Annotated in this window: 22 protein-coding genes; 7 read left to right on the plus strand and 15 right to left on the minus strand. The window is 63.8% G+C overall.

The genetic code is table 11. The features are described from left to right. Positions 1 to 40: 40 nt before the first annotated feature. From FDP28_RS12780 to FDP28_RS12790, 3 genes are read right to left on the minus strand one after another with little or no spacing between them, the layout of a single operon-like run. Positions 41 to 1,255: an acetyl-CoA acetyltransferase gene (locus tag FDP28_RS12780; protein ID WP_144661813.1), complete on the minus strand. Its 1,215-nt coding sequence runs from the start codon at positions 1,253 to 1,255 to the stop codon at positions 41 to 43. Beyond that, the gene (locus FDP28_RS12785; RefSeq protein ID WP_144661814.1) at positions 1,252 to 1,956 is read right to left on the minus strand and encodes a CoA transferase subunit B; all 705 of its coding nucleotides are present in this window, start codon (positions 1,954 to 1,956) and stop codon (positions 1,252 to 1,254) included. The genes FDP28_RS12780 and FDP28_RS12785 overlap by 4 nt, the downstream gene beginning before the upstream one ends. Before the next feature lie 33 nt (positions 1,957 to 1,989). Beyond that, entirely contained in the window at positions 1,990 to 2,706 is a 717-nt protein-coding gene (locus FDP28_RS12790; RefSeq protein ID WP_144661815.1) for a CoA transferase subunit A, read from the minus strand. A gap of 174 nt (positions 2,707 to 2,880) precedes the next feature. Here FDP28_RS12790 and FDP28_RS12795 point away from each other — a divergent pair, with 174 nt between their 5' ends. Further along, entirely contained in the window at positions 2,881 to 3,645 is a 765-nt protein-coding gene (locus FDP28_RS12795; RefSeq protein ID WP_144661816.1) for an IclR family transcriptional regulator, read from the plus strand. Between the two features lie 9 nt (positions 3,646 to 3,654). Here the strand turns inward: FDP28_RS12795 and FDP28_RS12800 are convergent, their stop codons facing one another. Then, entirely contained in the window at positions 3,655 to 4,227 is a 573-nt protein-coding gene (locus FDP28_RS12800) for a GNAT family N-acetyltransferase (protein WP_144661817.1), read from the minus strand. A gap of 480 nt (positions 4,228 to 4,707) precedes the next feature. On the opposite strand from FDP28_RS12800, the gene FDP28_RS12805 reads away from it, so the two are divergent. After that, the gene (locus FDP28_RS12805) at positions 4,708 to 5,403 is read left to right on the plus strand and encodes a fasciclin domain-containing protein (RefSeq protein WP_144661818.1); all 696 of its coding nucleotides are present in this window, start codon (positions 4,708 to 4,710) and stop codon (positions 5,401 to 5,403) included. Between the two features lie 82 nt (positions 5,404 to 5,485). On the opposite strand, the gene FDP28_RS20570 is transcribed toward FDP28_RS12805, so the two are convergent. From FDP28_RS20570 to purU, 10 genes are all read right to left on the minus strand, one after another. After that, positions 5,486 to 5,659 carry a hypothetical protein gene (locus tag FDP28_RS20570; protein ID WP_186313620.1) on the minus strand — a complete coding sequence of 58 codons (174 nt, stop codon included), beginning with the start codon at positions 5,657 to 5,659 and terminating at the stop codon, positions 5,486 to 5,488. A 46-nt stretch (positions 5,660 to 5,705) separates the two neighbouring features. Continuing rightward, entirely contained in the window at positions 5,706 to 7,724 is a 2,019-nt protein-coding gene (locus tag FDP28_RS12810; protein ID WP_260842461.1) for a BCCT family transporter, read from the minus strand. 347 nt (positions 7,725 to 8,071) lie between these two features. Then, on the minus strand, positions 8,072 to 8,872 hold the full coding sequence (locus FDP28_RS12815; RefSeq protein WP_144661820.1) for an IclR family transcriptional regulator: 801 nt from the start codon (positions 8,870 to 8,872) through the stop codon (positions 8,072 to 8,074). A gap of 76 nt (positions 8,873 to 8,948) precedes the next feature. Beyond that, entirely contained in the window at positions 8,949 to 10,184 is a 1,236-nt protein-coding gene (locus tag FDP28_RS12820) for a molybdopterin molybdotransferase MoeA (RefSeq protein ID WP_144661821.1), read from the minus strand. A 122-nt stretch (positions 10,185 to 10,306) separates the two neighbouring features. After that, positions 10,307 to 11,524: a formaldehyde dehydrogenase, glutathione-independent gene (fdhA, locus tag FDP28_RS12825; protein ID WP_144661822.1), complete on the minus strand. Its 1,218-nt coding sequence runs from the start codon at positions 11,522 to 11,524 to the stop codon at positions 10,307 to 10,309. Positions 11,525 to 11,684: 160 nt separating this feature from the next. Then, on the minus strand, positions 11,685 to 14,003 hold the full coding sequence (locus FDP28_RS12830; RefSeq protein WP_144661823.1) for an FdhF/YdeP family oxidoreductase: 2,319 nt from the start codon (positions 14,001 to 14,003) through the stop codon (positions 11,685 to 11,687). An 11-nt stretch (positions 14,004 to 14,014) separates the two neighbouring features. Next, a complete protein-coding gene (locus FDP28_RS12835; RefSeq protein ID WP_144661824.1) occupies positions 14,015 to 14,902 on the minus strand; it encodes a bifunctional 5,10-methylenetetrahydrofolate dehydrogenase/5,10-methenyltetrahydrofolate cyclohydrolase in 888 nt (295 codons plus the stop codon). After that, a complete protein-coding gene (locus tag FDP28_RS12840) occupies positions 14,899 to 15,525 on the minus strand; it encodes a cyclodeaminase/cyclohydrolase family protein (RefSeq protein WP_144661825.1) in 627 nt (208 codons plus the stop codon). Before FDP28_RS12840 ends, FDP28_RS12835 begins: the two co-directional genes overlap by 4 nt. A gap of 116 nt (positions 15,526 to 15,641) precedes the next feature. Continuing rightward, positions 15,642 to 18,134, minus strand: coding sequence for a GcvT family protein (locus FDP28_RS12845; protein WP_144661826.1), 2,493 nt, complete (start codon positions 18,132 to 18,134; stop codon positions 15,642 to 15,644). A gap of 44 nt (positions 18,135 to 18,178) precedes the next feature. Continuing rightward, complete coding sequence (gene purU / locus FDP28_RS12850) at positions 18,179 to 19,096, minus strand: formyltetrahydrofolate deformylase (protein ID WP_144661827.1); 918 nt, start codon at positions 19,094 to 19,096, stop codon at positions 18,179 to 18,181. Between the two features lie 131 nt (positions 19,097 to 19,227). Here purU and FDP28_RS12855 point away from each other — a divergent pair, with 131 nt between their 5' ends. The 3 genes from FDP28_RS12855 to FDP28_RS12865 all read left to right on the plus strand — a co-directional run bounded on the left by FDP28_RS12855 (position 19,228) and on the right by FDP28_RS12865 (position 21,234). Then, entirely contained in the window at positions 19,228 to 19,908 is a 681-nt protein-coding gene (locus FDP28_RS12855) for a GntR family transcriptional regulator (RefSeq protein WP_144661828.1), read from the plus strand. A gap of 181 nt (positions 19,909 to 20,089) precedes the next feature. Then, positions 20,090 to 21,004, plus strand: coding sequence for a pyridoxal 5'-phosphate synthase lyase subunit PdxS (gene pdxS / locus FDP28_RS12860; RefSeq protein ID WP_144661829.1), 915 nt, complete (start codon positions 20,090 to 20,092; stop codon positions 21,002 to 21,004). A 2-nt stretch (positions 21,005 to 21,006) separates the two neighbouring features. Beyond that, a complete protein-coding gene (locus FDP28_RS12865; protein ID WP_144661830.1) occupies positions 21,007 to 21,234 on the plus strand; it encodes a hypothetical protein in 228 nt (75 codons plus the stop codon). Positions 21,235 to 21,255: 21 nt separating this feature from the next. Here FDP28_RS12865 and FDP28_RS12870 read toward each other — a convergent pair whose 3' ends face one another. Then, the gene (locus FDP28_RS12870) at positions 21,256 to 22,188 is read right to left on the minus strand and encodes a LysR family transcriptional regulator (RefSeq protein WP_144661831.1); all 933 of its coding nucleotides are present in this window, start codon (positions 22,186 to 22,188) and stop codon (positions 21,256 to 21,258) included. Positions 22,189 to 22,357: 169 nt separating this feature from the next. On the opposite strand from FDP28_RS12870, the gene FDP28_RS12875 reads away from it, so the two are divergent. Beyond that, positions 22,358 to 23,662, plus strand: coding sequence for an aromatic ring-hydroxylating oxygenase subunit alpha (locus FDP28_RS12875; protein WP_144661832.1), 1,305 nt, complete (start codon positions 22,358 to 22,360; stop codon positions 23,660 to 23,662). Then, positions 23,659 to 25,077 carry a ferredoxin reductase gene (locus tag FDP28_RS12880; protein ID WP_144661833.1) on the plus strand — a complete coding sequence of 473 codons (1,419 nt, stop codon included), beginning with the start codon at positions 23,659 to 23,661 and terminating at the stop codon, positions 25,075 to 25,077. Before FDP28_RS12875 ends, FDP28_RS12880 begins: the two co-directional genes overlap by 4 nt. Positions 25,078 to 25,095 lie beyond the last annotated feature (18 nt).

The following is a 25,095-nucleotide window of genomic DNA, read 5'->3' on the forward strand; positions in this document are numbered from 1 at the left end:
GAGCGCTCAGTGGAACGTTTGCTGTCCCCTAGTTGGGTTCCTACAGCGATTCGAGGATGCTCACGTAATTCGCGATGCCCACGCCGCCCATGTTTTGAACCGCTCCGCGCCGGGCATTGGGCAACTGCATGTCCCCGGCGGTGCCACTGAGCTGCATCGCCGCGATTACGTGCTGCGACACGCCCGTGGCACCAACAGGGTGGCCCTTTGCCTTCAGGCCGCCGGACACGTTGACGGGCAGCTTTCCGTCCTTGTAGACCCAGCCTTCCTTGATCGCCCGGGAACCCTCGCCGCGTGGGGCCAGGCCCATGGCCTCATACATGATGAGTTCGGCGATGGTGAAGCAGTCGTGCACCTCCGCGAAGTCCAAGTCGCCTACCTCAACGCCCGCCATGCCGAACGCCCGCTCCCACGAAGCCCGCGTGGCGGCGAACTCGGTGGGGTCGCGCTTCTCCGCCGGGAAGAAATCGTTCGCGTGGCCAAATCCGGCGAGGCGCACGGCTGCGGTTGCGCCGTGGGTCGCTTGGGTGGACAGTACGACGGCGGCAGCACCGTCGGAGACCGGCGAACAGTCGGTGCGGCGCAGGGGCTCGGCCACCATGGGATTCTTGTCCGAAATGGTGCGGCAGAACTCCTCGCCGAAGTCACGGTGCATCTGGGCGTACGGGTTGTCCATGCCGTTGCGGTGGTTCTTGGCCGAGATGGAGCCCAGGACATCTCCGAGGCCCGCTTCGTATCCCGGGCTGCTGATCGATGAGCCGTAGCGCTTGTCGTAGTGCTGGGCTACCTCCGCGAAAAGGCCCGTGAAACCGGTGGTCGAAGGCTTGCCGGCCATCTCATAGGACGCACCCAGGAGGGCCGCGCCAACCACGTCGGCACCGGCGTCGGTCATCTTTTCCGCACCGATTACCAAGACATTCCGGGCTGTGCCCGCGAGGAGTGCCTTCACTCCCTGCTGGAACGCCGCAGAACCTGAAGCGCAAGCATTCTCGGTGCGGGTGGCTGGTACGTTGGCCAGATCCGCCGAGAGCTGCAACGCCAGCGACGACGTGAAACCCAATGGCTGCATGCCGGAGTTGAACTGGCCAAGGTAGATTTCGTCGATGTCCTTGGGGTCCAGGCCTGAGTTCCGGATCGCTTCACCGGCGACCTCGACGATCAGCGTCTCCAAGGTGTCGTCGGTGAGCTTGCCGAACTTGCTGTGGCCCCAGCCCGTGAGCAGGATGTCCTTGCCGAATTGATCCTTGAGGCTCATGCCGTAGCTCCTTCCAGTGCTGTTGGTTCTGCAGCCGCGCTGTCCTCCAGTGCGACGTCGAACTCGGCCTCGGTCTTGTCCCGGATCTCCTCCACGGTGACGCCCGGGGCGAGCCTGGTCAGCAGCAGGCGCGTGCCGCCGTCGTGCGTTTCATCCGGCACGATATCGAAAACGGCGAGGTCCGTGATGATCCGGTCCACGCACTTCAGGCCCGTTAGGGGCAGCGTGCATTCGGTCACGATCTTCGCTGAGCCATCCTTGGCATTGTGCTCGGTCAGGACCACTACCCGCGGTGTTCCGGCGACCAGGTCCATGGCCCCGCCCATGCCCTTGACCATCTTGCCGGGAATGGTCCAGTTGGCCAGGTCCCCGCTGCCGGACACCTGCATGGCACCGAGGATGGCGACCTTGACGTGGCCCCCGCGGATCATGCCGAACGACGTTGCCGAGTCGAAGATGCTGCCGCCGGGAGTGATAGTGACGGTTTGTTTGCCGGCGTTGATGAGGTCGGCGTCTTCCTCGCCCTCGTAGGGGAACGGGCCCATCCCAAGCAGGCCATTCTCGCTCTGGAGGACCACCCGCACGCCGTCGGGCAGGTTGTTTGCAACGAGCGTCGGGATGCCGATGCCGAGGTTGACGTAGTCGCCGTCGTTGAGTTCTTCGGCCGCGATGGCAGCCATCTGGTCACGTGTCCATGCCATGGTGTTGCTCCTATTCTCTGCTTGGAGGGCGGCTTAGACGGCCGCGGATTCGAGGCGCTGGCGGACCGTGCGCTGTTCAATGTCCTTGACGCGGCCGGTGGCCTGCACCAACCGCTGGACGTAGACGCCCGGGGTGACGATGTGGTTCGGGTCCAGCCGGCCCGGCTCCACGATGACCTCCGCCTCGGCGATGGTCACTTTGCCCGCCGTAGCGACCACCGGGTTGAAGTTCCGCGCCGTGTAGCGGTAGACCAGGTTGCCGTCGGTGTCCGCGGTGTGGGCGTGGACCAGGGCGATATCTGCCGTGATGGCGCGCTCGCGGACGTAAGTCACGCCGTCGAACTCTTCCAGCGGCTTGCCTTCGGCAACCAGGGTGCCCACGCCGGTGCGGGTGTAGAAGGCCGGGATGCCGGCGCCGCCTGCACGGAGGCGTTCAGCGAGGGTGCCCTGCGGTGTGAACTCGACCTCCAGCTGGCCGGCCAGGTACTGCTCGGCGAACAGCTTGTTCTCGCCGACGTAGGAGGCGATGACTTTGCGGACCTGGCCCGCCTCGATAAGGACTCCCAAGCCCTTGCCGTCGACGCCCATGTTGTTCGAGACGATGGTGAGATCCTTGACGCCCGACTCGCGGACGGCGTCGATCAGGTCGGCGGGGATGCCGCTCAGGCCAAAACCGCCGACGGCGATGGTCTGGCCGTCTGCCAAAAGGTCATGGAGCGCTTGGGCTGCGCTCGCGTGGAGTTTGGACATGCTGGGCTCCTCATTGAGTGTGTATCCACTTTGTGGACGTTTTTCGTGTCTGCTTTGAAGCCTAGGTTTTGCGTCGCGGGAGCGTCAATGGCCGATTCCATTGGCTATTCACGGTGTGGACGGTACGCTGGGACTTGTCCATATTGTGGATGAATTCTTGTTGGAAGGACTGTTATGTCGGTGCAGGGAGCCCAAGTGGTTGGCCGCGTGGCGTTGCTGCTGCGCCTGGTGGGTCGCAAGCCCGAAGGGACCTCGTTGGCTGGCTTGGTGCGGGAATCCGGATTGACCAGGCCCACGGTTCACCGGCTACTGAGCTCCCTGGCTGCGGAAGGCTTGCTGGAACATGACTCCGGAACCGGAAAGTGGGTGCTGGGGCCGGAAGTTTTCCTGCTGGGCTCGGTGGCGGCGGCACGTTTTCCCATGGAGGACATTGCCCGGCCCTCCCTGCGACGCTTGGCTGCTGAGACAGGGGAGAGCGCCTTCTTTTCCATCCGCAGAGGCAACGAGACTGTCTGTGTGCTGCGCGAGGAGGGGTCGTTCCCGGTGCGCTCCTTCGTGCTCCATGAGGGGGTGCGGTTCCCTCTGGGGATAGCCTCCGCCGGCACGGCGATCATGGCGTTCTTGCCGGAGGAGGAACAGGAGTCGCTGCTGGGGGACTGGGCTGCCCACGCTGGTGACTTCGCTGCGGGGCACACTGCCGACGTCGTCCGGGGAAATCTGGAGAAGACCCGGCTGACAGGCTACTCGGTGAATCCCGGGTTGATCCTGGAAGGCAGCTGGGGGATGGGTGCGGCCGTGTTCGACACCCAGGGACGGCCGGCGTGGGCTCTTTCACTGACAGGAATCGAACCCCGCTTCCGCCCGGACCGGCAGGAGTTCCTCGGCAAGCTGTTGCTCGAGGAAGCGCACAGGATGACAGCCCGCTTGCAGTCCCCCTAGTTGGGTGGCTTAGCTGAGGTTCAGGCGCATCAGTACTCGGGGGAACCCGTTGAGCACGGACGTGGTTTCGGCGACCTTGGTGAAGCCTGCTTTCTCAAAGAGCCTTCGCGTCCCCACGTACGCCATGGTCAGGTCGACCTTCCCGCCCTTGTTGTCCACGGGATAGCCCTCGATGGCCGGGGCGCCGTGGCTCCTGGCGAACTCTATGGCGCCTTGCAGGAGTGCGTGCGAGATCCCCTTTCCACGGTGCCCAGGCCGCACGCGGATGCACCACACGGACCAGACCTCGGAGTCGTCCGCATGGGGGATCTTCCGGTTCGTTGCGAAACTGGTGTCCGCCCGAGGGTGGACGGCTGCCCACCCGACTACTTCGTCGCCGTCGTACGCCAAAACACCGGGAGGTGGGTCTTCGGCGACCAGCTTCTCGACGTACTTTCCACGCTCCTGGCGCTGCAGGCTCAGATTCAGCTTGGACGGAATCCTGTAGCTCAGGCACCAGCACACATTGGAGTCGGGGCGCTTGGGCCCCACCATCGCTTTGACGTCGTCGAACTCTGTGGCGGGACGGACTTCGATAGCCATCAGCCCATCCTGTCACCGGCGCACACGCTCCGCTAGACTGTCCAGCGTGATGACCGGATCGGGCCGCGGCCCTGCACGGATCGGCTACCCGGCCGACCACTGACGCGCTTCGCGGGTGCTGCGCGCGCACCTCCTTGTGGATCGATGAACCCATCAGACATTCCACTGAACACAGGAGACCTGCATGCCCGCACTTTTCAACCACACCATCATCGCCTCGCGTGATGCGCACCGTGTCCGCAGAGTTCTAGAACAACGCGGGGTCACTTATGGCCCCTAAATACGCCCTGAATGGGCCATAAGTGACCCCGCGTCGCACGGAGTTCAAAAAAGTTTTTCAATCCGCACCCATCCACCCCGTCCCATCCTCCGAATAGCTGGTGAGACACAAACCGGAGGTACAGCAAGAGCGGTACTTGCGGCCCGTGTCCCACCACCCGATGGATCCAACGCCCTGGTTCCGAAAACAAGGAGAATGACATGTTGTCCACAAAGCGCCCCGCCCTCGCCTTCGTTGGCCTCACTGCAGCCACCCTTCTCGGGCTCACTGCCTGTGGTGGATCCGGCTCCTCCAGCTCGGCTTCCTCTTCGTCCGCACCGGCTCCGATGAGCTCGTCCGCGGCTCCTTCGTCGATGGCGCCGTCGCCGTCGTCGTCCGCCATGAGCAGTGCGACCATGGATCCGGCCGCCAACCTTGTGGGCCCCGGCTGCGCCGGTTACGCCGCACAGGTTCCGGACGGTGCCGGTTCGGTACAGGGCATGGCCCAGGACCCGGTGGCCGTTGCGGCATCCAACAACCCGCTGCTCAAGACCTTGACCGCCGCTGTTTCCGGCAAGCTCAACCCCAAGGTGGACCTGGTCTCCACCCTTAACGGCAGCGAGTTCACGGTATTCGCACCGGTTGACGACGCTTTCGCCAAGATAGACCCCGCCACCATCGAGGCGCTGAAGACCGATGACGCTACCCTCAGCAAGATCCTCACCTACCACGTAGTCCCCGGCCAGATCACTCCGGACAAGATCGTCGGCACCCACAAGACAGTCCAGGGTGGCGAAGTGACGGTTGCCGGCACCAAGGACGCCCTCACGGTCGACGGCGCAAACGTGATCTGCGGTGGCGTCAAGACCGCCAACGCCACGGTCTACCTGATCGACTCCGTGCTGATGCCCAAGTAGGCCTTGGCCTCACGCAGCAGCCTCACGCAGCACACAAAAAAGCAGGCGCCGGGATTCCGGCGCCTGCTTTGTGGTTGAAGGACTAGCTGTTCAGCTCGCTGTCGACATAAGAGCCCGGGCGGCTGTGTTCGGACCCGCAGGGGCAGTGATCGAGCTGGATGCGGACCGTCATGGGTTTGGAAGCGTCCAAGGTGAGGGTCACATCGTTTGACTGGCTGCTGAGCCGGACTGTTCCTTCGGTGGTGACGTAGGACATGGGGGACCTATCTGTGCGTTGGGAAATTGGGACTGTTCGTGACTGGCTATTTGCTGCCGGAGTCCAGCGGAGGTTTGCCCACCAGCGGGATGGTTCCGGTAGCCGTTCCGCCGGGACAATCGGATTCGTTGCACTTACCGGCACACTCGTGCTTGGTGACGAGGTCGAATTGCACGCCGCCATGTTGCTCAACGCCGGTCCGGATGGCGCGGTCCACCACCGAAGTGGCCAGGCGCCTGTGCAGCGACAACGGATCCCGCCGAAGGTCCTTGGCCAGGGCGAAGCAGAGCAGCAGCATCACGATCACGAACGGCAGCGCCGCAACAATCGTGACTCTCTGCAATCCGGCCAGGGCTTCTGATGGTTCGTCACCACCGGCCAAGAGCATGACGGCGGCAACGGCACCTGTGAGGCTTCCCCAGAAGATGACGACGGCGCGGCGCGGGTGCTCTGCCCCGTTGGAGCTAAGCGATCCCATGACGATGGACGCGGCGTCGGCACCGGTGATGAAGAAGATTGCCACGAGCACCATGGCCAGCACGATGACAGCGGCAGTAGCCCAACCGGGCATGCCCAGGTTCTTGACCAGATCAAAGAGCGCGCCGTCGAAGTTGACGGACGGTACGCCGTTGGTGGTGGTCACCAGGCCGGGGGTGCCGGCCTTGTCAGCTTCCTGCTGGATATTGAAAGCGGCTCCGCCGAAGATTCCGAACCAGATCACGCTGACAATGCTGGGCACCAGCAGCACGCCGGTGACGAACTGGCGGATGGTGCGCCCGCGGCTGATGCGGGCGATGAAGAGGCCCACGAAGGGCGTCCATGAAATCCACCAGGCCCAGTAGAAGATGGTCCAGCTGGTCATCCAGCTGCGCAATGCTTCGTCGCCCACGGCTTCTGTCCGGGATGACATTTCAGCGAGATCGCGGGCATAGTCGCCGATCGCGGAGGGGATCAGGTTGAGGATGAACAGGGTGGGACCCGCAACGAACACGATGAGCGCCAGTACCACGGCAAGCACCATGTTGATGTTGGAGAGCCACTGGATTCCGCGGCTGATGCCGGAGACGGCCGATGCCACGAAGCAGAAGGTCAAGATGGCTACGATGACCACAAGTACCGGAGTGCCGACCTCGCCGAGCCATCCGTTCGACGTCATGCCGCTGCCGATCTGGAGGGCGCCAAGGCCCAGGGAAGCGGCGGTGCCGAAGAGCGTGGCGAAGATGGCCAGGATGTTGATGAACTTGCCGACAGGCCCTTCCACCATGCGGATGCCGAACAGGGAAGTGAACGCAGCGGACACCAACTGCCTCCGGCCCAGACGGTACGTTCCGTAGGCCATGGCGATGCCGACTACTGCGTACATGGCCCAGGGGTGGAGGGTCCAGTGGAAGATCGAGGTGGCCATTGCGGTCTGGATGGCGGCAGGTGTCCGGCCGTCAACTGTCCCTGGTGGGGGAGAGATGTAGTGGTAGAGCGGCTCGGCCACACCGTAGAACATGAGGCCGATGCCCATGCCTGCCGCGAACATCATGGCTACCCAGGAAACAGTACGGAATTCGGGCTTCTCGCCGTCCTTGCCCAGCGGGATGTTGCCGAATTTGCCCAATGCCAACCACAGGACGAAGACGACGAACAGGGAGGCGAGGACCATGAACAGCCAGCCTGTGTATTCCATTACCCAGTTCAGGGCACCTTTGGACGTTTCGGACAGGCTGTCGCGACCGACAAAGCCCCAGACCACGAAGGCGACGGCGATGGCGCCCGTGATCCCGAAGGTGACTTTGTCGAGGGTAAGTTTCTGGTTCCGGCGGGCCGTGACGGCCTGCTCGGTCTTGGCGTGGCGCAGTTCCACCAGGATTTGTTCGTATTCTTCAGCATCCGGGAGGGTTCCTGCGCCTCCGTCCTCGTCGTTGAGGGCTGCTGCCTTGCTTGCATCGGGGGAGACGCTGAGGACTTCCTCAGGAACCTCCACGTGGACGGGGTGGGCCGCTGAATTACCTGCCGGACGATCGTCAGCCGGTAACTCCTCCGGTGTTAAGGGTTTTGTGTCACTGTTTGTAGCCATGAGCGGGTCCTTTGCTCGGCGAGTCATGGTTTTTCTTGGATGAATGCCCTAACGGCCTGCATTCGAAGGGAGATTGGGTCGTTCCGCATGAATCAACAAGATTCGCGCTAAGCAACAGAGTGCGCCGCGTCACACTGCAAAGTCAAGGCTTTTCGGCTCTGTGACGGCAATTTGATATATCAATTGGCCTTGACGTGGGAGTCTGCAGACACCGGTAAGTTCACTACATGAAGTACCCATACACGGAAGCCCACGGGAAGGGCCATTTGCGGCGGCGGACAACAGTCATCTGAGGACGCTTCGTGAGCTCCTGGAACGGCCGCTAGGCGTCGGAGCTGCGACACCGCCTAGCGGTGCCTGTACCCCATCCGGGCGCTGATGATCAGCCCGGCCTCACGCAGTCCGTCGATAAGCCCCGGTTGGTCCTCTGGCGAAAAGCGGAACGCCGGACCCGAGATGCTTACTGAAGCGATAACGCTGCCCGTGTGGTTGTAAATCGGCACGGCGACAGCCGTGAGCCCTATCTCGAACTCTTCGTAGACGATGGCATACCCCTTTCGGGCCACCTCCAGCAGCTGCTTCTCCAGTTCCCCGCGGTTGGTCACTGTGCGTGGTGTCCGGGCCGGCAGTCCGACCGCCTTGAAGACCTGGGTTCTTTCGTCGGCTGTCAGCGCCGCCAAGAGGACCTTGCCGCTGGAGGTCGCGTGCAACGGCGTCAGGCTTCCCACCCAGTCGTAGGTTGCCAGCGTTGACGGCCCCATGGCCTGATCCACGTTGACCGCGTAATTGGACCTCAAAACAGCGAGGTTGACGGTTTCCTTGTATTCGTGGGCAAGGGCTTCCAGGACTTCCCGGGCCTCATGCACAACACTGAGCCTGCCGGGTATGGAGGACGCCAGCCGGAGAATGCCGAAACCCAGTTGGTACTTGCCGCGCTCGTTGTTCTGCCGGACCAAATCACGGCCCACAAGGGAGCCAACCAGCCGGGATACGGTGGATTTGTGGACGCCCATTTCCTCGGCGATCTCGCTGACTCCGGCATCGCCTTCCCGGGCCAGGATTTCCAGGATCTGCAGGGCGCGGTCCACTGACTGGACGCCTCCGCCCTGGGAATCCGCGTCCAAGTCCGGGTTGCTGCGTGCGGCCATGGTGCCTCGTGTGTCGTTGTCCTGGCGGGCGGTCCTGGGCCTAATAGCCCTGAACGGCCCGCGTCCTCGTCCTCCCTCATCCTAGACGGACTTCTCCAGGCTGCCCGGGTGTTGTCCACGGCAGAGGCAGGACAGGAACGGGTTCGCCGGCGGCTGCTCCTTCCGGTGGCACTGCCATGTACCCGTCGGCCCAGGCGAGTCCGCGCATCATCCCGGGCCCCGTATGGGAGGCGGGAAATACGAGGCCATGGACAATGCTGCAGGGCATGAGGCGTGTCTTCCCGGGGACGGGCTCGATGTCGGCGCCGGAGAGCATGGGCGTGGCTGCCCTGAATGGACGGTTTCCCAGGGCAGCGAGCAGCGGCTCTCCCAGGGTCATGAGCGCCAACATGGCCGCCAGCGGATTGCCCGGCAGCCCAATGATGAAGCGGCCGTCGGGAAGTTCGGCCATCACCGCAGGGTGGCCCGGCCGCATGGCAACGCCGTCCAGCAGGAGCCGCCCGCCGAGGGCTTCGACGGCCGCACGGAAGTGGTCCGTCCCGGATTTGCCCGTTCCGCCGGTGGTGATCGTTACGTCGGGCCGCTGCCCGGCTCCAGCGCCGGCCAGCGCTGCCAGCCATTCGTCGTACGAGTCACCGATCCGTGTCTGACCCAGCGCAATCCCTCCGAGCTGTGGAATGACGGCATTGAGCTGCGGGCCGAAGGCGTCGCGCACCTGACCTGGCGCTGGCTTACCTGAGGTGATGACTTCCGAGCCCGTCAGTACGACGGCGACCCCCGGCTTGCGCTGCACCAGGACGTTGTCGTGTCCCGCCACAGCGGCGAGGGCAAGGTGTGCCGGGTTGAGTACTGTTCCGGCAGGGATGAGGATGTCCCCGGCGGTGGCTTCTTCCCCGGCCGGACGGATGTGCCGCCCGGGAACTGTCTCGCCCGGTTTGGCGTCGGGCAGAAGGGTGAGGAGTCCGCCGTCGTCCATCCGTCCGCTTTCCTTGCGAAGCACGCCGGTGGCGCCTGCAGGAATGAGGCCGCCGGTGGCGATGACACTGGCTTGGCCGGCAGACAAACGGCGTCCGGACCCGACGACGGTCCAGGGGCCGGTGCCATTGATGGCCCAGCCGTCCATGGCCGACGACGCGTAGTGGGGGAGGTCCATGCGCGCAATGACATCCTGGGCCACGGCACAGCCGACGGCCATATCCAGGCTTGTTGTCGCCGAAGGCAGCGGAACGGCGCAGCGGTAGGCGAGTTGCCGCGCTTCTTCCCATGTAGTGGCGTGGTCCGACCGGACCGGTAACTCCTTGTGTGCAAGCATGGGTGTCCGCTTCCTGGGTGGTGCTTTGTGGTGGGGGCACAGATGCCGGGGACTGCACGGCCTTCCCGTAATTCTGCCGCGCCGTCCCCGGCATCTGTTGGTACGTACTTAAACCCGGTGTACTAGTTCTTCACGTAGCCGTTGGGGTTCAGTACGAACTTGGTTGCCGCTCCAGCGTCGAACTCTGCGTAACCGCGGGGTGCGTCTTCGAGCGGAATCGCCTTGGCGTTCACTGCCTTGGCGATCTGGACCTTGTCGTGGAGGATCGCCATCATGAGCTGGCGGTTGTACTTCATGACCGGGCATTGTCCGGTGGTGAAGGACAAGGATTTGGCCCAGCCGGTGCCCAGGGACAGCGAGAGCGATCCGTGCTTGGCGGCTTCGTCGATTCCGCCCGGGTCGCCCGTGACGTACAGGCCGGGGATGCCGAGGGCGCCGCCGGCTGCAGTGATATCCATCAGGGAGTTCAGCACGGTGGCCGGGGCCTCATGCGAAGCGTCCTTGCCGTGTCCACGTGCTTCGAAGCCCACGGCGTCGACGCCGCAGTCCACTTCGGGCACGCCGAGGATCTGCTCGATCTGGTCCTTGGGGTCGCCCTGGGAAACGTTGACGGTTTCGCAACCGAAGGACCGGGCCTGGGCCAGGCGGTCTTCGTTCATGTCGCCCACAATCACGACGGCGGCCCCCAACAGTTGGGCGCCGACGGCGGCGGCGATACCCACGGGACCGGCTCCTGCAACGTACACGGTGGAACCGACTCCGACGCCGGCGGTGACAGCGCCATGGAAGCCTGTGGGGAAGATGTCCGAGAGCATGGTCAGGTCCATGATCTTCTCAAGGGCCTGGTCGCGGTCCGGGAAGCGCAGGAGGTTCCAGTCGGCGTAGGGGACCAGGACGTATTCTGCCTGGCCGCCTACCCAGCCGCCCATGTCGACGTAGCCGTAGGCACTGCCGGGACGGTCGGGGTTGACGTTGAGGCAGATGCCGGTCTTCTGCTCCTTGCAGTTCCGGCAGCGTCCACAGGAGATGTTGAACGGCACCGAGACGATGTCACCCACTTTAATGAATTCGACGTCGGGTCCCACCTCCACTACTTCGCCGGTGATTTCGTGGCCGAGGACCAGGTTCTTGGGCGCGGTGGTGCGTCCGCGGACCATGTGCTGGTCGGAACCGCAGATGTTGGTGGTGACTGTCCGCAGAATGACACCGTGCGGGACTTTCCTGCCGACGTTGGCAGGGTTGACGCCGGGCCCATCCTTGAGCTCAAACGTTGGGTAGTCGGTGTCGATGATTTCAACGACACCGGGTTCCTTGTAGGCGACTGCTTTGTTTCCTGACATGGTTACTCCCTGTTCCTTGCTGTTGTTGAACTGCCCGCCCAACGGTCCGAAAGCGGTGCTTCGATGAGAAATACCTCCCCAGGTTTCAGGTCACCGAAGCACCATTCACGGACCATTGGACGGTTGGTTATGCGGACAAACGGACGTTTCTTTTATGCATTCAGGCCCTCTCCAGCCGGATGATCACGGATTTCGAGGTAGGCGTGCCGCTGGTATCAGCGACGGAATCCAGGGGCACCAGGACGTTGGTCTCGGGGTAGTACGCAGCGGCGCAACCCTTCGGCGTCGAGTACGAGACAATGCGGAAGTCCTCAGCGCGGCGATCGACCCCTTGGAACTCGGAGATCAGGTGAACCATGTCTCCATCGGCAAAGCCGAGTTCCTTGATGTCCTCGGCGTTGATGAGCACTACACGCCGGCCACCGTGGATTCCCCGGTAGCGGTCGTCCTTGCCGTAGATGGTGGTGTTGTACTGGTCGTGGGAGCGCAGGGTCTGAAGGACCAGCCTGCCGGGCGGGACCTTGATGTACTCAAGCTCATTGCCGGTGAAGTGGGCCTTCCCGGAGGCGGTGTGGAACGTCCTTGCGTCGCGCGGGGGGTGCGGCAGGACGAAGCCGCCGGGGTGCTGGATCCGGGCCTCGAAATCCTCGAAGCCGTCAAACACCGCCTCGATGTGTTTCCTGATCAACGTGTAGTCGTCCCTCATGGCCAACCAGGAGGCGTTGGGGGTGTTGGGCAGCCGGCTGTGCCCGTCGGTAAACAACCTGTCCGCGAGGTTGCAGACGATCGCGACTTCGGAGTGGAGGTGCTCACTTGCGGGCTTGAGCCTGCCCCGTGAGGCGTGGACTGCGCTCATGGAGTCCTCAACAGTGACCCGCTGGTCGCCCGTTCGCTGGGTGTCCTTCTCGGTCCGTCCCAGGGTCGGCAGGATCAAAGCACGTCGGCCCGTGGACAGGTGCGAGTGGTTGAGCTTGGTGGATATCTGCACCGTCAACCGGGTGTTGGCAAGGGCCTGTTCGGTAACCGCCGAATCAGGGGCCGCCCGGACGAAGTTGCCGCCCATTCCCATGAAGAAGCGGACATTTCCGTCCCGCATTGCACGGATGGCGGCCACGGTGTCAAAGCCGTGTTCCCGGGGTGAGCGGAACTCGAATTCCTGGTCCAGACGGTCGTGGAAGGTCTCCGGCATCTTTTCGAAGATACCCATGGTGCGGTCGCCTTGGACGTTTGAGTGGCCGCGAACCGGACACACGCCGGCACCGGGCTTTCCGATGTTGCCTTGGAGCAGCAGCACATTCACAACATCCCTGAGGGTGGGGACGGAGTGCTTGTGCTGGGTCAGTCCCATGGCCCAGCACACGATCGTGGCATTGGAGGCCAGGAGGCGTTCGCCGGTCGCGTGCAGCTGCTCGAGTGTGAGTCCGGTGGCTTCGACGATGTCGTCCCACTCCACCTTCTCCAGGTAGCGCAGGTATTCGTCGATGCCCACTGTGTGGTCATTAATGAACGCGTGGTCCAGCACCGTCTCCAGGCCGGGAGTTGCCCGGCCTTCCGCCTCGGCTTCCAGCAGGTATTTGCCCAAGCCCTGGAAGAGGGCCTGGTCGCCGCCGGCGCGGATCTGCAGGAAGTCGTCGGTGAGCTTTACGCCGGAAACTACGCCCTGGACGTGCTGCGGGTTTTCGAAGTGCAGGAGCCCGGCCTCAGGGAGGGGATTCACGGACACGATGACCGCGCCGTTCTTCTTGGCCTTCTCCAGTGCACTGAGCATCCGGGGGTGGTTGGTTCCCGGGTTCTGCCCCGCAACAAAGATCAGCGACGCCGTTTCAAGGTCGGTCAGGCTGACGGAACCTTTTCCGATGCCTATGGTTTCCACCAGCGCCGAGCCGGAGGACTCATGGCACATGTTGGAGCAGTCCGGCAGGTTGTTCGTGCCGAGGCCACGGACCAGGAGCTGGTAAACGAAAGCGGCTTCGTTGGAGGTCCGGCCCGAGGTGTAGAACACGGCCTGGTCAGGGCTTTCCAAGCTGCGCAGTTCCTCAGCCATCAGCTCGTAGGCTGCGTCCCATTCGATCGGGGTGTAATGGGTGGCGCCTTCTTCCAAGACCATGGGGTGGGTCAGGCGTCCCTGCTGTCCCAGCCAGTAGTCGTCGCGGGTTTTCAGCTCTGCGACGGAGTACTTGGCGAAGAATTCGGGAGTGACGCGTCGGCGGGTGGCTTCCTCCGCGACGGCTTTGGCCCCGTTCTCGCAGAACTCCGCGGCGTTGCGCTTTTCATGCTCAGGCCAGGCACAGCCCATGCAGTCGAAGCCGTCCAGCTGGTTCACGGCGAGCAGGGTCTGAACGCTGCGCACCGGACCCATCTGTTCCAGGGAGATCTTCAGCGCGTTCGCGACGGCCGGGATGCCCACGGCTTTGGTCTTGGGTTTGGTAACGGTCAGCTTTGACTCGTCGATGTTTCCGTTGGGGGCTTTCGTAGCCATGCGGTTTCCCTTCAGATCCGGGCAGCGGGTGCGGCAGCGGCCAGTTGGGCGGGTTCCTGCCGGCTCGCGGCTTCCACGGTGTGCAGGAGCAACAGGGCGGTGGTGACTGAACCAACACCGCCGGGCACCGGCGTCAGTGCGGCGGCGACACCGGTGACGCTGGCTTCGTCAACGTCCCCCACCAGAGAACCGTCGGGCAGGACGTTGGTTCCGACGTCGACCACTACAGTCTCCGGCGAGAGGTGCCCGCCCTTCAGCAGCCCGGCCCTGCCGACGGCAACCACCACGACGTCGGCGGGCTGGGTGTAGCGTTCCAGCGGCCCCGACTTGGAATGGCAGATGGTGACGGTGGCGTCCCGCTCCAGAAGGAGCAGGGACAGCGGCTTGCCCACCACTGCTGAACGCCCGACGACGGCCACGTTGCGTCCCGCTACCGGCACCTCATAGTGATCCAGGATCTCCACGACCGAGCGTGCGGTGGCCGGGGCGAACGCGGGCTGGCCGACGGCCAAGCGGCCGAGGCTGAGGGGGTTGGCGCCGTCGATGTCCTTTTCGGGGGCGATGAGGCCCACCAAGTTGTCGGCGCGAACCCCTGCAGGCAGCGGAGTTTGCAGGATGATGCCATTGACGGACGGTTCGGCGCTCAAGTCGCGCAGGACGCTCGCCACTACTTGTTCGGTGGCTTCAGAACCCAGATCGACGATCCTGCATCCAATGCCCAGGCGTTCGGCGGCGCGTTCTATGGACCGGACGTACCAGAGCGTCGACTCATCGTCCGTGGCCACCACAACGGCCAGGACGGGGTGGCGTCCGCTGCTTTCGAGGGCGCGGGCCTGTTCCTGGGCGCGTTGCTTGATCAGGTCCGCCAGCGGCTTTCCGGACAGCAGCTCCGCGCTCATGCGAGGATCCTTTCGCGGACGCGCTTGACCAGTGAATCGGCCGCGAGCACTGCTTTGTCCTCCAGTCCGTCCGTCTGCCCGGCCAGCCCGGCGCGTGCGGCGGGGTCCTTGATCGCCACCAGGTTGATGTCGATGTTGATGCGTGCGGTAGTGGCAGCCGCCCGGGCCGCGTCAGCGGCAGCAGCGACGTCGCTGATGACGTTGGGGTTGGCGACGTCAAAAAGTTCGGCAGCGAGGTCCACGATCTCGCCGGCAACCTTGATGAGCTGCGCCGGGGTTTGTGCGGCCTGGACCAGGGCAGCGTCGATGGCCGCCTTCTTCGCGGCCTTGAGCTCCTCGGTGTCGGAAGGAAGTTTGTAGGAGTCGATGACGCCCTGGAAGGCCTGCTCATCGGCGTCGGCAAGGCCCAAGGCCTCCGCTACCAGCCGGTCGGCTGCGCTGGTGATACGGGAGACCAGTCCTTCATGCTCTGCGTACTTTTCGCCGGTGGTGTACCGGGCAACCATGGCAACCAGTGCGGCACCCTGGGCTGCATGCAACGCAGCCGCCGCTCCGCCGCCTGGTGTGGGTTGGCGGGCGGCGAGCCTGGCCAGATAATCGTTGACTGTTTCTGAACTGATCATGTGTCTTCCTGGGCTGGAGAAAGATAAGGGGAAAGACAACGGCCCGGACCCGGTTGCGAGGGAAAGGGGGTCCGGGCCGTGTGTCTTGGATGCCGCGGTTGCGGCAGCAGGACTGACTAGCCCCGGAGGCGGCTCATGGTGGGGTCGTACAGCGGATCCTCGGTGACGGTCGCCTGGATACGGCGGCCGAAGTACTCGATTTCCACGGAGTCTCCCAGTGAGACAGCTGAGGGCAGGTAGGCGTAGGCGATGGGCTTGCGGACCGTGTAACCGTAGGCCGCGCTGGTGACGTAACCCACCGCCTGGTCCTTGTAGAACACCGGTTCCTTGCCCAGCACGAGGCTCCTGCCGTCGTCGACCGTCAAGCAGCGCAGGCGGCGCTTGGAGGTTTCTTCGCTGCGGCCCTCCAGGGCTGCCTTGCCGACGAAGCTCTCCTTGGCCATCTTCACGGCGAAACCGAGGCCGGATTCGTAGGGATCGTGCTCCGTGGTCATGTCCGTGCCCCACGAGCGGTAGCCCTTTTCGAGGCGAAGCGAGCTGAAGGCTGCGCGGCCGGCGGCGATGACACCGAACGGCTGGCCGGCCTTCCACAGTGCATCCCACAGGCGCTGGCCGTTGTCGGCGCTCGTGTAGAGCTCCCAGCCCAGTTCGCCAACGTAGGACAGGCGCATGGCGGTGACAGGAATGCCGCCGATGACTACCTGCTTGGAACGGAAATACTTGAGTCCGTCGTTGGTGAAATCGTCATTGCTGATGGTGCTGACAAGATCGCGGGCCAGCGGACCCCAGAGGCCGATGCAGCAGGTGCCGCCGGTGGTGTCGCGGACCTGGACCCAGTCCTCGGCGCCGCCGTTGGCGGTCTGGTGGCGGGCAGCGCGGTCAAAGTAGGCGGTGTCGATGTTGCCGTTCGCGCCGAGCTGGAAGGTATCCTCGCTCAGACGTGCCACGGTGATGTCGCTTCGGATGCCACCGGCCTCGTCCAGGAGCAGGGTGTAGGTGACGGCGCCGGGCTTCTTGGCAAGATCGCCGGTGGTCAGTTCCTGCAGGAGCTTCAGGGCTCCGGGGCCGGAAACTTCGAGGCGCTTGAGCGGGGTCATGTCGTACATGGCCACAGCGGTACGGGTCTTCCAGGCCTCTGCCGCCGCGATGGGGGAGCTGAACATTCCGGACCAGGAGTCACGGGCCGGCGGCTGCCACTCGTCCGGCATTTCCTTCAGAAGTTCGGCATTCGCTTCGAACCAGTACGGCCGTTCCCAACCGGCACCTTCAAGGAAGTAGCCACCCAGCTGCTTGTGGCGGGCGTGGAACGGGCTGACGCGAAGGTTCCGCGGGGACAGCTTGGGCTGGAGCGGGTGCAGGACGTCGTAGATCTCCACGAAGTTCTGCTGGGAAGTTTCACTGACGTACTCGGGGGTCAGCTGGACCTCTTCGAAGCGGTGGATGTCGCAGTCGCCGAGGTCGATCTTGGACTTGCCGTCCACCAGGAGCTCGGCCACGGCACGGGCGATGCCTGCGGAATGAGTGACCCACACGGCCTCGGCAACGAAGAACCCGTCCACTTCCTTGGACTCGCCCACCAGGGAGCCGCCGTCCGGGGTGAAGGAGAAGATGCCGTTGAAGCCGTCTTCGATTTCGCTTTCGCGCAGTGCCGGGAGGATCTGCTTGGTGGCCTCCCATGCCGGAAGGAAGTCCTCCAGAGTGAAGTCGAGGCGGGACGGCATGTTGTGCTCGCTGATGCTTTCCGGCTTGAAGGTGCCGAGCTCGTCGAGGTCAACGGGCATGGGGCGGTGGGCGTAAGAACCGATGCCGTAGCGCTCGCCGTGCTCGCGGTAGTAAAGATCCTGGTCCTGGTGGCGCAGGATGGGCAGCTGGGCGCCGTTGGGCAGCTCGTTCTTGCCCTTCTGGGCGGGAACCGGGGTGGTCTTGACGTACTGGTGCGCCAGCGGGAGCAGAGGAACGGACATACCGATCAATTCGCCCACCTTTGCGCCCCAGAAACCGGCGCAGGACACCACGATGTCCGCGGGGATCACGCCGTCGGCAGTTTCGACGCCGGTGACGCGGCGGTTGGACTGCTCGATACCGGTCACCTCGGTGTTGCCGATGTACTTCACGCCTGCAGCTTCAGTGCGCTTGATGAGCAACTGGACCGCACGGGCAGCCAGGGCCAGGCCATCGGTGGGTACGTGGAGGCCACCGAGGATGTCTTCCTCGTTGATGAGCGGGTAGAGCTCCTTGCACTCTTCCCGGGAGAGGATCTTGCCATCGATGCCCCACGCCTGGGCGTAGCCAAGCTTGCGCTTGAGGTCTGCCAGGCGGGTTTCCGTGGTGGCAACTTCAAGGCCGCCCACCTGGTTGAAGCAGCTCTGGCCGTCCTCGGTCAGGGACAGGAGCTTCTCCACCGTGTACTTGGCGAAGAGGGCCATGGACTTGGAAGGGTTGGTCTGGAACACCAGTCCGGGTGCGTGCGAGGTGGAACCACCAGGCATGTTGAGGGGACCCTGGTCCAGGACGGTGATGTTGTTCCAGCCACGGGTGACCAGTTCGTCGGCGAGGTTGGTGCCGACGATCCCGGCTCCGATGATGACAATGCGGGGCGTGGATGCCATGAAAGTTTCTCCTGCGTGATTCGGGCGGGGCTTGTGCGGGGCGCTTAGCGGAAGACGACGGTGCTGGTCTGGTCCAGCAGGACGCGGTGTTCGCAGTGCCAGCGGACGGCTCGGGACAGGGCGAGGGCTTCCGCGTCCTGGCCAACGGTGGAAAGGGCCGTGGGACCGTAGCTGTGGTCCACGCGGATGACTTCCTGCTCGATGATCGGGCCCTCGTCCAGGTCTGCCGTGACGTAGTGGGCCGTTGCGCCTACCTGCTTGACGCCGCGGTCGTAGGCCTGGTGGTAGGGGCGGGCACCCTTGAAGCCGGGAAGGAAGGAGTGGTGGATGTTGATGGCGCGACCTTCGAGCTTGCGGCACAGGTCGTCCGAGAGGACCTGCATGTAGCGGGCCAGGACCACCAGGTCCGCCTGGTATTCGTCCACCAGGTCCAGGAGCCTCTGCTCTGCCTCGGCCTTGGTGTCCGGGGTGACCGGAACGTGGATGAAGGGCAGTCCGGCAGCCTCTGCCATGGCGCGGTGGGTCTCGTGGTTGGAAACCACGGCCACCAGTTCGCCGCCGAGGCTTCCGCCGCGCCAGCGGAAGATGAGGTCGTTCAGGCAGTGCCCGAACTTGGAGACCATGACCAGGACGCGCGGCTTGGTCTCGTCGTGGAAGCTGAACTTCATGTCGAAGCGTTCTGCGATCGAAGCGAACTCGTCCTCCAGCCGCTCCGGGGAGAAGCTCTGGGAACCTGAGAATGCGGTGCGCAGGTGCAGCGTCTGGCGCAGGCTGTCGTCGAACTGCTGGTGTTCTTCGATGTTGAAGCCTCGGTCGAAGAGGAAGGTGGTGACTGCCTGCACGATGCCCGGCTGTTCGACGCACGACAATGTGAGTACGAACTTCTGCGCCTGCTCGCCATTGAGCTGGCCGCGTTCAGCTGGAAGAGTGCTGAGGTGTGAGTCTGAAGCCACGAGGGTCATGTGTCCTCCTTAGAAGTTTGCCTAGATATATTCCTGGGATATGAACTGATATATTAGGATTGGAAATCAGCGTATACTGGTGTCCCGGGCAGGTCAATAGATTTCCCGGTTTTGAAGAAGGAGTTGGCGCTGTGGCTACTGGAACTCTTGCAAACATCGGCGATGCCACCAGGAAATCTCTGGCTGACGTGGCCTACGAACGCTTGCGCGACCGGCTCCTCATGCTTGACATCAAGCCCGGCGACATCCTCAATGACGATCAGCTTGCCAAGGAACTGGAGGTCGGGCGGACGCCTGTCCGCGAGGCGCTGAAGCGTTTGGAACTCGATCGCCTGGTGATCACCTATCCGCGGCGCGGGACGTTCGCTACCCGGGTGGAAGTGACTGACCTGGCCTTTATCTCCGAAATCCGGGCCCAGTTGGAGCCACTTGCGGCCGCACGTGCCGCGAGGGTCGCTTCCGCTGACACCAGGGAACACCTGCGAAGCGTGATGAGGGCTGTCGAGGGTTTCGACGTCAATGCGGCCTCGGTTGTCGAGACGTTGCGCCTGGACGCAAGCGTCCACCAGGGCATCTACGCCGCGGCCGCAAATCCGCATCTGGAGGACGTCCTGATTCGCTACGACAACCTGGCTACGCGTATCTGGTGCATGGTGCTGGACCGCTTGCCGAACCTGGAACACCATGTGCGCGAGCACTTGGACCTGCTGCGTGCAGTCATCGACGGCAATGAAGAAGAGGCTGCAGAGCTTGCCCGGGTTCACGTCAGCGGATTCGAGCAGGCGGTTCGTCAGGCGCTGTTCGCGGCCTAGGTATTACACCCTCCGCCACGAGCCGCAGGATCGCAGGGCCGGGATGGTTGACGCCGACGCGGGGCGATTGCATACTTGACCTCACTAATATATCACCCGGATATCAGGGCTTCCCTGGCAACAGGCCAGGGGCCGATCCGGCGATTTTGATGCGATCACCCCCAAGTCTCCGGAGTATCACGTGACTACACGACACCCTCTTTTCGAACACATTCCGCTCACGGGCAGCAGCCGCGTTAAGCGGGGCATGGCGGAGATGCTCAAGGGCGGCGTCATAATGGACGTCGTTAACGTCGAGCAGGCCCGCATCGCCGAGGACGCCGGTGCCGTGGCTGTCATGGCGCTGGAGCGTGTTCCGGCTGATATCCGCGCCCAGGGTGGCGTGTCCCGCATGTCCGATCCCGACATGATCGATCAGATCATTGCCGCGGTGTCCATCCCGGTGATGGCCAAGGCCCGTATCGGCCACTTCGTCGAGGCCCAGGTCCTTCAGTCGTTGGGTGTGGACTACATCGATGAGTCCGAGGTGTTGACCCCGGCGGACTACATCAACCACATCGACAAGTGGAACTTCACTGTTCCCTTCGTTTGTGGTGCCACGAACTTGGGTGAGGCGCTGCGCCGCATCAACGAAGGTGCTGCGATGATCCGCTCCAAGGGCGAGGCCGGTACCGGGGATGTGTCCAACGCGACCGGTCACATGCGCAAGATCCGTGCTGAGATCGCGAAGCTTTCGGCTCTTCCCGAGGACGAACTCTACGTTGCGGCCAAGGAGCTGCAGGCCCCGTACGAACTGGTCAAGGAAGTCGCTGCCACGGGCAAGCTTCCGGTGGTGCTGTTCACCGCCGGTGGCATTGCGACCCCGGCTGATGCTGCGATGATGATGCAGCTCGGCGCTGATGGTGTGTTCGTAGGTTCCGGTATCTTCAAGTCCGGCAACCCCGCAGAGCGTGCGGCCGCCGTCGTCAAGGCCACTGCCTACTACGACGATCCTGACGTGATCGCCAAGGTCTCCCGCGGCCTGGGCGAAGCCATGGTCGGCATCAACGTCGACGAAATCCCCGAGCCGCACCGCCTCGCAGAGCGGGGGTGGTAGCCGTGTTCGGACAGACAAAGCCGGCCAGGACCGTGGAAGGACGGGCCTTGCGCAAGGACTGGGCCCAGCTGACCGGCCACGTGGTCGAAGTGTGGTTGAAGGGCGACCGGGTCATGACCGGGGTGGTGGAGCAGGCGGCGGCCGATGACTCCGTCCTCTGGATCGCGGCTCACGGGGCGGACCGGCGGAAGCTTTTCGATCAGTCCACGGGGTACGAGGTGTGGGTGTAGGCCCCGGCGCACCTGCCAAACTCAGGCCTCGTCCTCCGGCCTGGCAGTGAGGATGCGTTGGGCCCTCTTCTGCAGGATGTCCAATGACTCCTTGATAAGGGGCGAAGCGATGCTGCCCCTGCGTACGGCCGCCACGATGCGGCGGGCCGGTCTTCCTTTGCCGGTTATGCGCAACCGGACCACATTTTCGGCGTTGTGCAGCGGCGCCAACCGCGGCAGCAGGCCGACGCCGAGCCCTGCCCCCACAAAGGCGATCTGCGTTTCCCACTCAACGGCCTCGTGCGCGATCCGTGGTGTCACGCCGACGGCGGTGAAGGCCGCGGTGAACAGTGAGTGGTAGGTGGACCCTGCGGCCTCCGTGATCCAGGGCTCCGATGCCAACTCTTCAAGCGTCACGGTTTGGCGTGCTGCCAAGGGGTGGTCTCCGGGAATTATGACATCCAAGGGGTCATCGAGCAGGACGGTTTGTTCGAACCGGGGGTCGTCTTCGCCGTATGTGTCGGACTGCATGGCAACTATGACGGCGAGGTCGATGCGCTCTGCCACCAGCAAGTCGAAGCAACGTGACGGATTTGCCTCCAGGACCTGCACCTCCAGAAGAGGGCGGCTGGCGCGCAGCGTAGCGGCGAGGGGCGCGAGCAACTGGGCCGCCGCCGTCGAGAATCCACCCAGGCCGAAGTGCGACTGCACCTGGTCGCCGGCTTCCATGGCCGCTGCCCGAAGGCTCTCCCATTCGGCGATCAGGCTGTCAGAACCGTTGACCAGAAAGCGTCCAGTGGCCGTGAGCCGCACGCCCCGGCCGTCCTTGGTGAGCAGCTGCATTCCCAGCACGCGCTGGAGTTCACGGAGCTGCGCGGAGACGGCGGAAGGGGAGTATCCCGTGAGTTCGGCTGTGGCGCCGACTGTGCCGCAGCGGGCGAACACGCGCAGGGTAATCAGCCTCTGATCGATCATGAGAACATCATGCACCTAAAGTGCAGGGTTATCTCCTAAATATTGCGCTTTTGTTGCAGTTCAATCGTCCCTAATCTCTTACTACGAAGACTTCGATAACGCCGCTTGCGACGATGCATCCGCGGTCCCCACGAATCAGACATTTACCCAGCCTCCCGGGAGGAAACCCATGACTGCTCAAGTGAACGCGCCCCTGAATTCACGCGGAAAACTCGCCTCGACGTTGCCTGCGGAGCAGCTGGCCGAGATCAGCGCACTGTTCGAGTTCCGGCGCACCGGCTACTCCCTCGACGCCCCCTTCTACACGGACCCCACGATCTTCAAGATCGACATGGAAGCCATCTTCGGCCAGCACTGGATCTTCGCCGGAAGCGTTGCCGAACTGCCGGAGCCGGGCGACTACATCACGGTGGACTACGGCCCGTACTCGCTGATCGTCCTCCGTAACGACGACGGCGACGTCAACGTCCTGCACAACGTATGCCGCCACCGCGGTGCCCGCGTCCTTACCGAAGCCGCCGGTTCCACCGGAAACCTGGTCTGTGGCTACCACTCCTGGACCTACTCGCCGGAAGGCAACCTGATCCACGCTTCCGCCCCGGGAGAAGCCAAGTTCGACAAGAACTGCTTCGCCCTCAAGCGCGCCCACAGCCGTGAGGTTGCCGGACTCATCTTTGTCTGCATCGCGGACGAGCCGCCCACCGATTTCGACGAGACCTCCAAGATCTTCGAGCCTTACCTGGCACCCCACGATCTCGCCAAGACGAAGATTGCCTACCAGCAGAACATCATCGAAGAGGGCAACTGGAAGCTCGTCATGGAGAACAACCGTGAGTGCTACCACTGCGACGGGCACCCGGAGCTCGCTTGTTCCCTCTTCCCCACCTGGGGCCTGACCGAGGGACTGATCCCGGCACACCTTGAAGAGGTGTGGGACCGCAACAAGGAAGCCCAGTCCTCCCTGGAAGAGCGCTGCCGCCGCTACGGCCTGCCCTACGAGGTGGTTGAGGAACTGGACACCCGCATCGCCGGAATCCGTATCTCACGCGAATCCCTGGACGGCGAGGGCGAATCGTTCTCCGCCGACGGCCGCCGCCTCTCCAAGAAGTTGCTCGGCGACCTGCCCGACTTCCGCCTTGGCCGTTGCTCCATGCACCTGCAGCCCAACAGCTGGTTCCACTTCCTGGGCGACCACGTCATCACCTTCGGCGTCTTCCCCATCAACGAACACCAGTCCCTGGTCCGCACCACCTGGCTCGTTGCCGACGACGCAGTTGAAGGCGTGGACTACGACCTCGACAAGCTCACCTACACCTGGAAGCAGACCAACATCCAGGACAAGGCATTCGTCGAACTGTGCCAGACCGGCGCGGGCAGCCCTGCCTACGAGCCCGGCCCGTACATGAAGAGCGAATACCAGGTTGAAGCCTTCATCAACTGGTACGTGCAGCGCGTGCAGGAGCACTTGGCATGATTGAACTCCTCACTGAAACGGCCATCCAGGAGCCACAGCGCATCCGCGGCCTTGAGATGCCATGGAACCGGGTCATGGGCAGCACAGAGGCACCCGCCCGCGCTGCCCGCGCCCTGGGCCCGTGGCACCCGCAGGAGTTCATGGCCGAATGCGTGGAGACCGTACCCGAAGCCGGTGGGCTCATGACGTTCGTGTTCCGCCGCTGCGACGGAGCTCCCCTTGCGTTCCGTGCAGGGCAGTACGTCAACATCGCCTTCCCCGTGAACGGCGAGGACCAGGACCCGGTGGACCGCAGCTACTCGCTGTCCAGCTCGCCCACTGAACCCTGGACCTTCAGCATCAGCGTCAAGCGCGACGCCGGCGGCCTGGTGTCGCCGTGGGTACATGAGAACGTCAAGCCCGGTACGGTCCTGGAGATGCTCGGGCCGGTGGGAGCCTTCCACCTGCCCGACGCCGACCGGCGCGCGCGGTACCTCCTGCTGGCTGCCGGCGCGGGCATCACGCCCATCATGTCCATGGTGCGGACCATCCACTCGCTGCCCGGGCACGCCGACGTCGTAGTCCTCTACCACGGGGCGGAGGCAGGCGGCTTCGCCTTCCACCGCGAGCTGGCCTACATCGCCTCCGTGGATTCGCGCATCCGGGTGTTCTACTCATTGGGTGACCGCAACAAGCCCGAAGACTGGGAAGGTCTCAGCGGCCGTTTGACCGCGGCCATGATCGACGAAGTGGCGCCGGACGCCAACGGACGCCAGGTCTACGCCTGCGGTCCCGAGGGATACCTGAATACGGCCACGGAGCTGCTTAAGAAGGTAGGGGTGGACGACACCTCGATCTACATGGAGTTCTTCTCGGGTGACCGCCAGACTCTCCTCGAATACGCGGCCGAGGTGGCCCTGGCCGCCGACATTGCCGAAGAAATCGCGGAAGAGATTGCCGATTCGGCCGAGGACTACTTCGAGAGCCAGCCCGCGGCGTTCGGGCTGTACGAGCCCGGCTACGACGCCGACGGAACCTTGGAAGCCACAGGACTGCCGCTCGAAGCGCTCGACGCCGAACCGTCAGGTTCCGCCGCCGACGCCGGCCCGGTTGCCTCGCCGGAGCCAGAAGCCGCAACTCCTGATGCCTCGAGTTTCGACACCGTGGGAACAGGCAGCCTCACCCTGTCCTTCCTGCGCACCGGCGTTAATGTGCGGATCGACCCCAGCGAGCACATCCTCGAGGTGGCCCAGCGGGCCGGCGTCCGGATCGGCGCCAACTGCAAGGAAGGGATGTGCGGTTCCTGCAAGGTGGTCAAGCTGTCAGGCGAGGTTGAGATGAACCACCAAGGCGGTATCCGGAAAAGGGAAATCGACGCCGGCAAGTTCCTGCCGTGCTGCTCCACGGCAACCACGGACATGGTGATCGACGCCTGAAACCCCACCAACCCAGTC

This window comes from Paenarthrobacter nicotinovorans, from assembly GCF_007670255.1.
Classification (GTDB): Bacteria; Actinomycetota; Actinomycetes; order Actinomycetales; family Micrococcaceae; genus Arthrobacter; species Arthrobacter nicotinovorans_B.

Bases quoted from the DNA above. Each gene is read 5' to 3' on its own strand.
- FDP28_RS12780 (WP_144661813.1), bottom strand. From the start codon at position 1,255: ATGAGCCTCAAGGATCAATTCGGCAAGGACATCCTGCTCACGGGCTGG.
- FDP28_RS12785 (WP_144661814.1), bottom strand. From the start codon at position 1,956: ATGGCATGGACACGTGACCAGATGGCTGCCATCGCGGCCGAAGAACTC.
- FDP28_RS12790 (WP_144661815.1), bottom strand. From the start codon at position 2,706: ATGTCCAAACTCCACGCGAGCGCAGCCCAAGCGCTCCATGACCTTTTG.
- FDP28_RS12795 (WP_144661816.1), top strand. From the start codon at position 2,881: ATGTCGGTGCAGGGAGCCCAAGTGGTTGGCCGCGTGGCGTTGCTGCTG.
- FDP28_RS12800 (WP_144661817.1), bottom strand. From the start codon at position 4,227: ATGGCTATCGAAGTCCGTCCCGCCACAGAGTTCGACGACGTCAAAGCG.
- FDP28_RS12805 (WP_144661818.1), top strand. From the start codon at position 4,708: ATGTTGTCCACAAAGCGCCCCGCCCTCGCCTTCGTTGGCCTCACTGCA.
- FDP28_RS20570 (WP_186313620.1), bottom strand. From the start codon at position 5,659: ATGTCCTACGTCACCACCGAAGGAACAGTCCGGCTCAGCAGCCAGTCA.
- FDP28_RS12810 (WP_260842461.1), bottom strand. From the start codon at position 7,724: ATGGCTACAAACAGTGACACAAAACCCTTAACACCGGAGGAGTTACCG.
- FDP28_RS12815 (WP_144661820.1), bottom strand. From the start codon at position 8,872: ATGGCCGCACGCAGCAACCCGGACTTGGACGCGGATTCCCAGGGCGGA.
- FDP28_RS12820 (WP_144661821.1), bottom strand. From the start codon at position 10,184: ATGCTTGCACACAAGGAGTTACCGGTCCGGTCGGACCACGCCACTACA.
- fdhA (WP_144661822.1), bottom strand. From the start codon at position 11,524: ATGTCAGGAAACAAAGCAGTCGCCTACAAGGAACCCGGTGTCGTTGAA.
- FDP28_RS12830 (WP_144661823.1), bottom strand. From the start codon at position 14,003: ATGGCTACGAAAGCCCCCAACGGAAACATCGACGAGTCAAAGCTGACC.
- FDP28_RS12835 (WP_144661824.1), bottom strand. From the start codon at position 14,902: ATGAGCGCGGAGCTGCTGTCCGGAAAGCCGCTGGCGGACCTGATCAAG.
- FDP28_RS12840 (WP_144661825.1), bottom strand. From the start codon at position 15,525: ATGATCAGTTCAGAAACAGTCAACGATTATCTGGCCAGGCTCGCCGCC.
- FDP28_RS12845 (WP_144661826.1), bottom strand. From the start codon at position 18,134: ATGGCATCCACGCCCCGCATTGTCATCATCGGAGCCGGGATCGTCGGC.
- purU (WP_144661827.1), bottom strand. From the start codon at position 19,096: ATGACCCTCGTGGCTTCAGACTCACACCTCAGCACTCTTCCAGCTGAA.
- FDP28_RS12870 (WP_144661831.1), bottom strand. From the start codon at position 22,188: ATGATCGATCAGAGGCTGATTACCCTGCGCGTGTTCGCCCGCTGCGGC.
- FDP28_RS12875 (WP_144661832.1), top strand. From the start codon at position 22,358: ATGACTGCTCAAGTGAACGCGCCCCTGAATTCACGCGGAAAACTCGCC.
- FDP28_RS12880 (WP_144661833.1), top strand. From the start codon at position 23,659: ATGATTGAACTCCTCACTGAAACGGCCATCCAGGAGCCACAGCGCATC.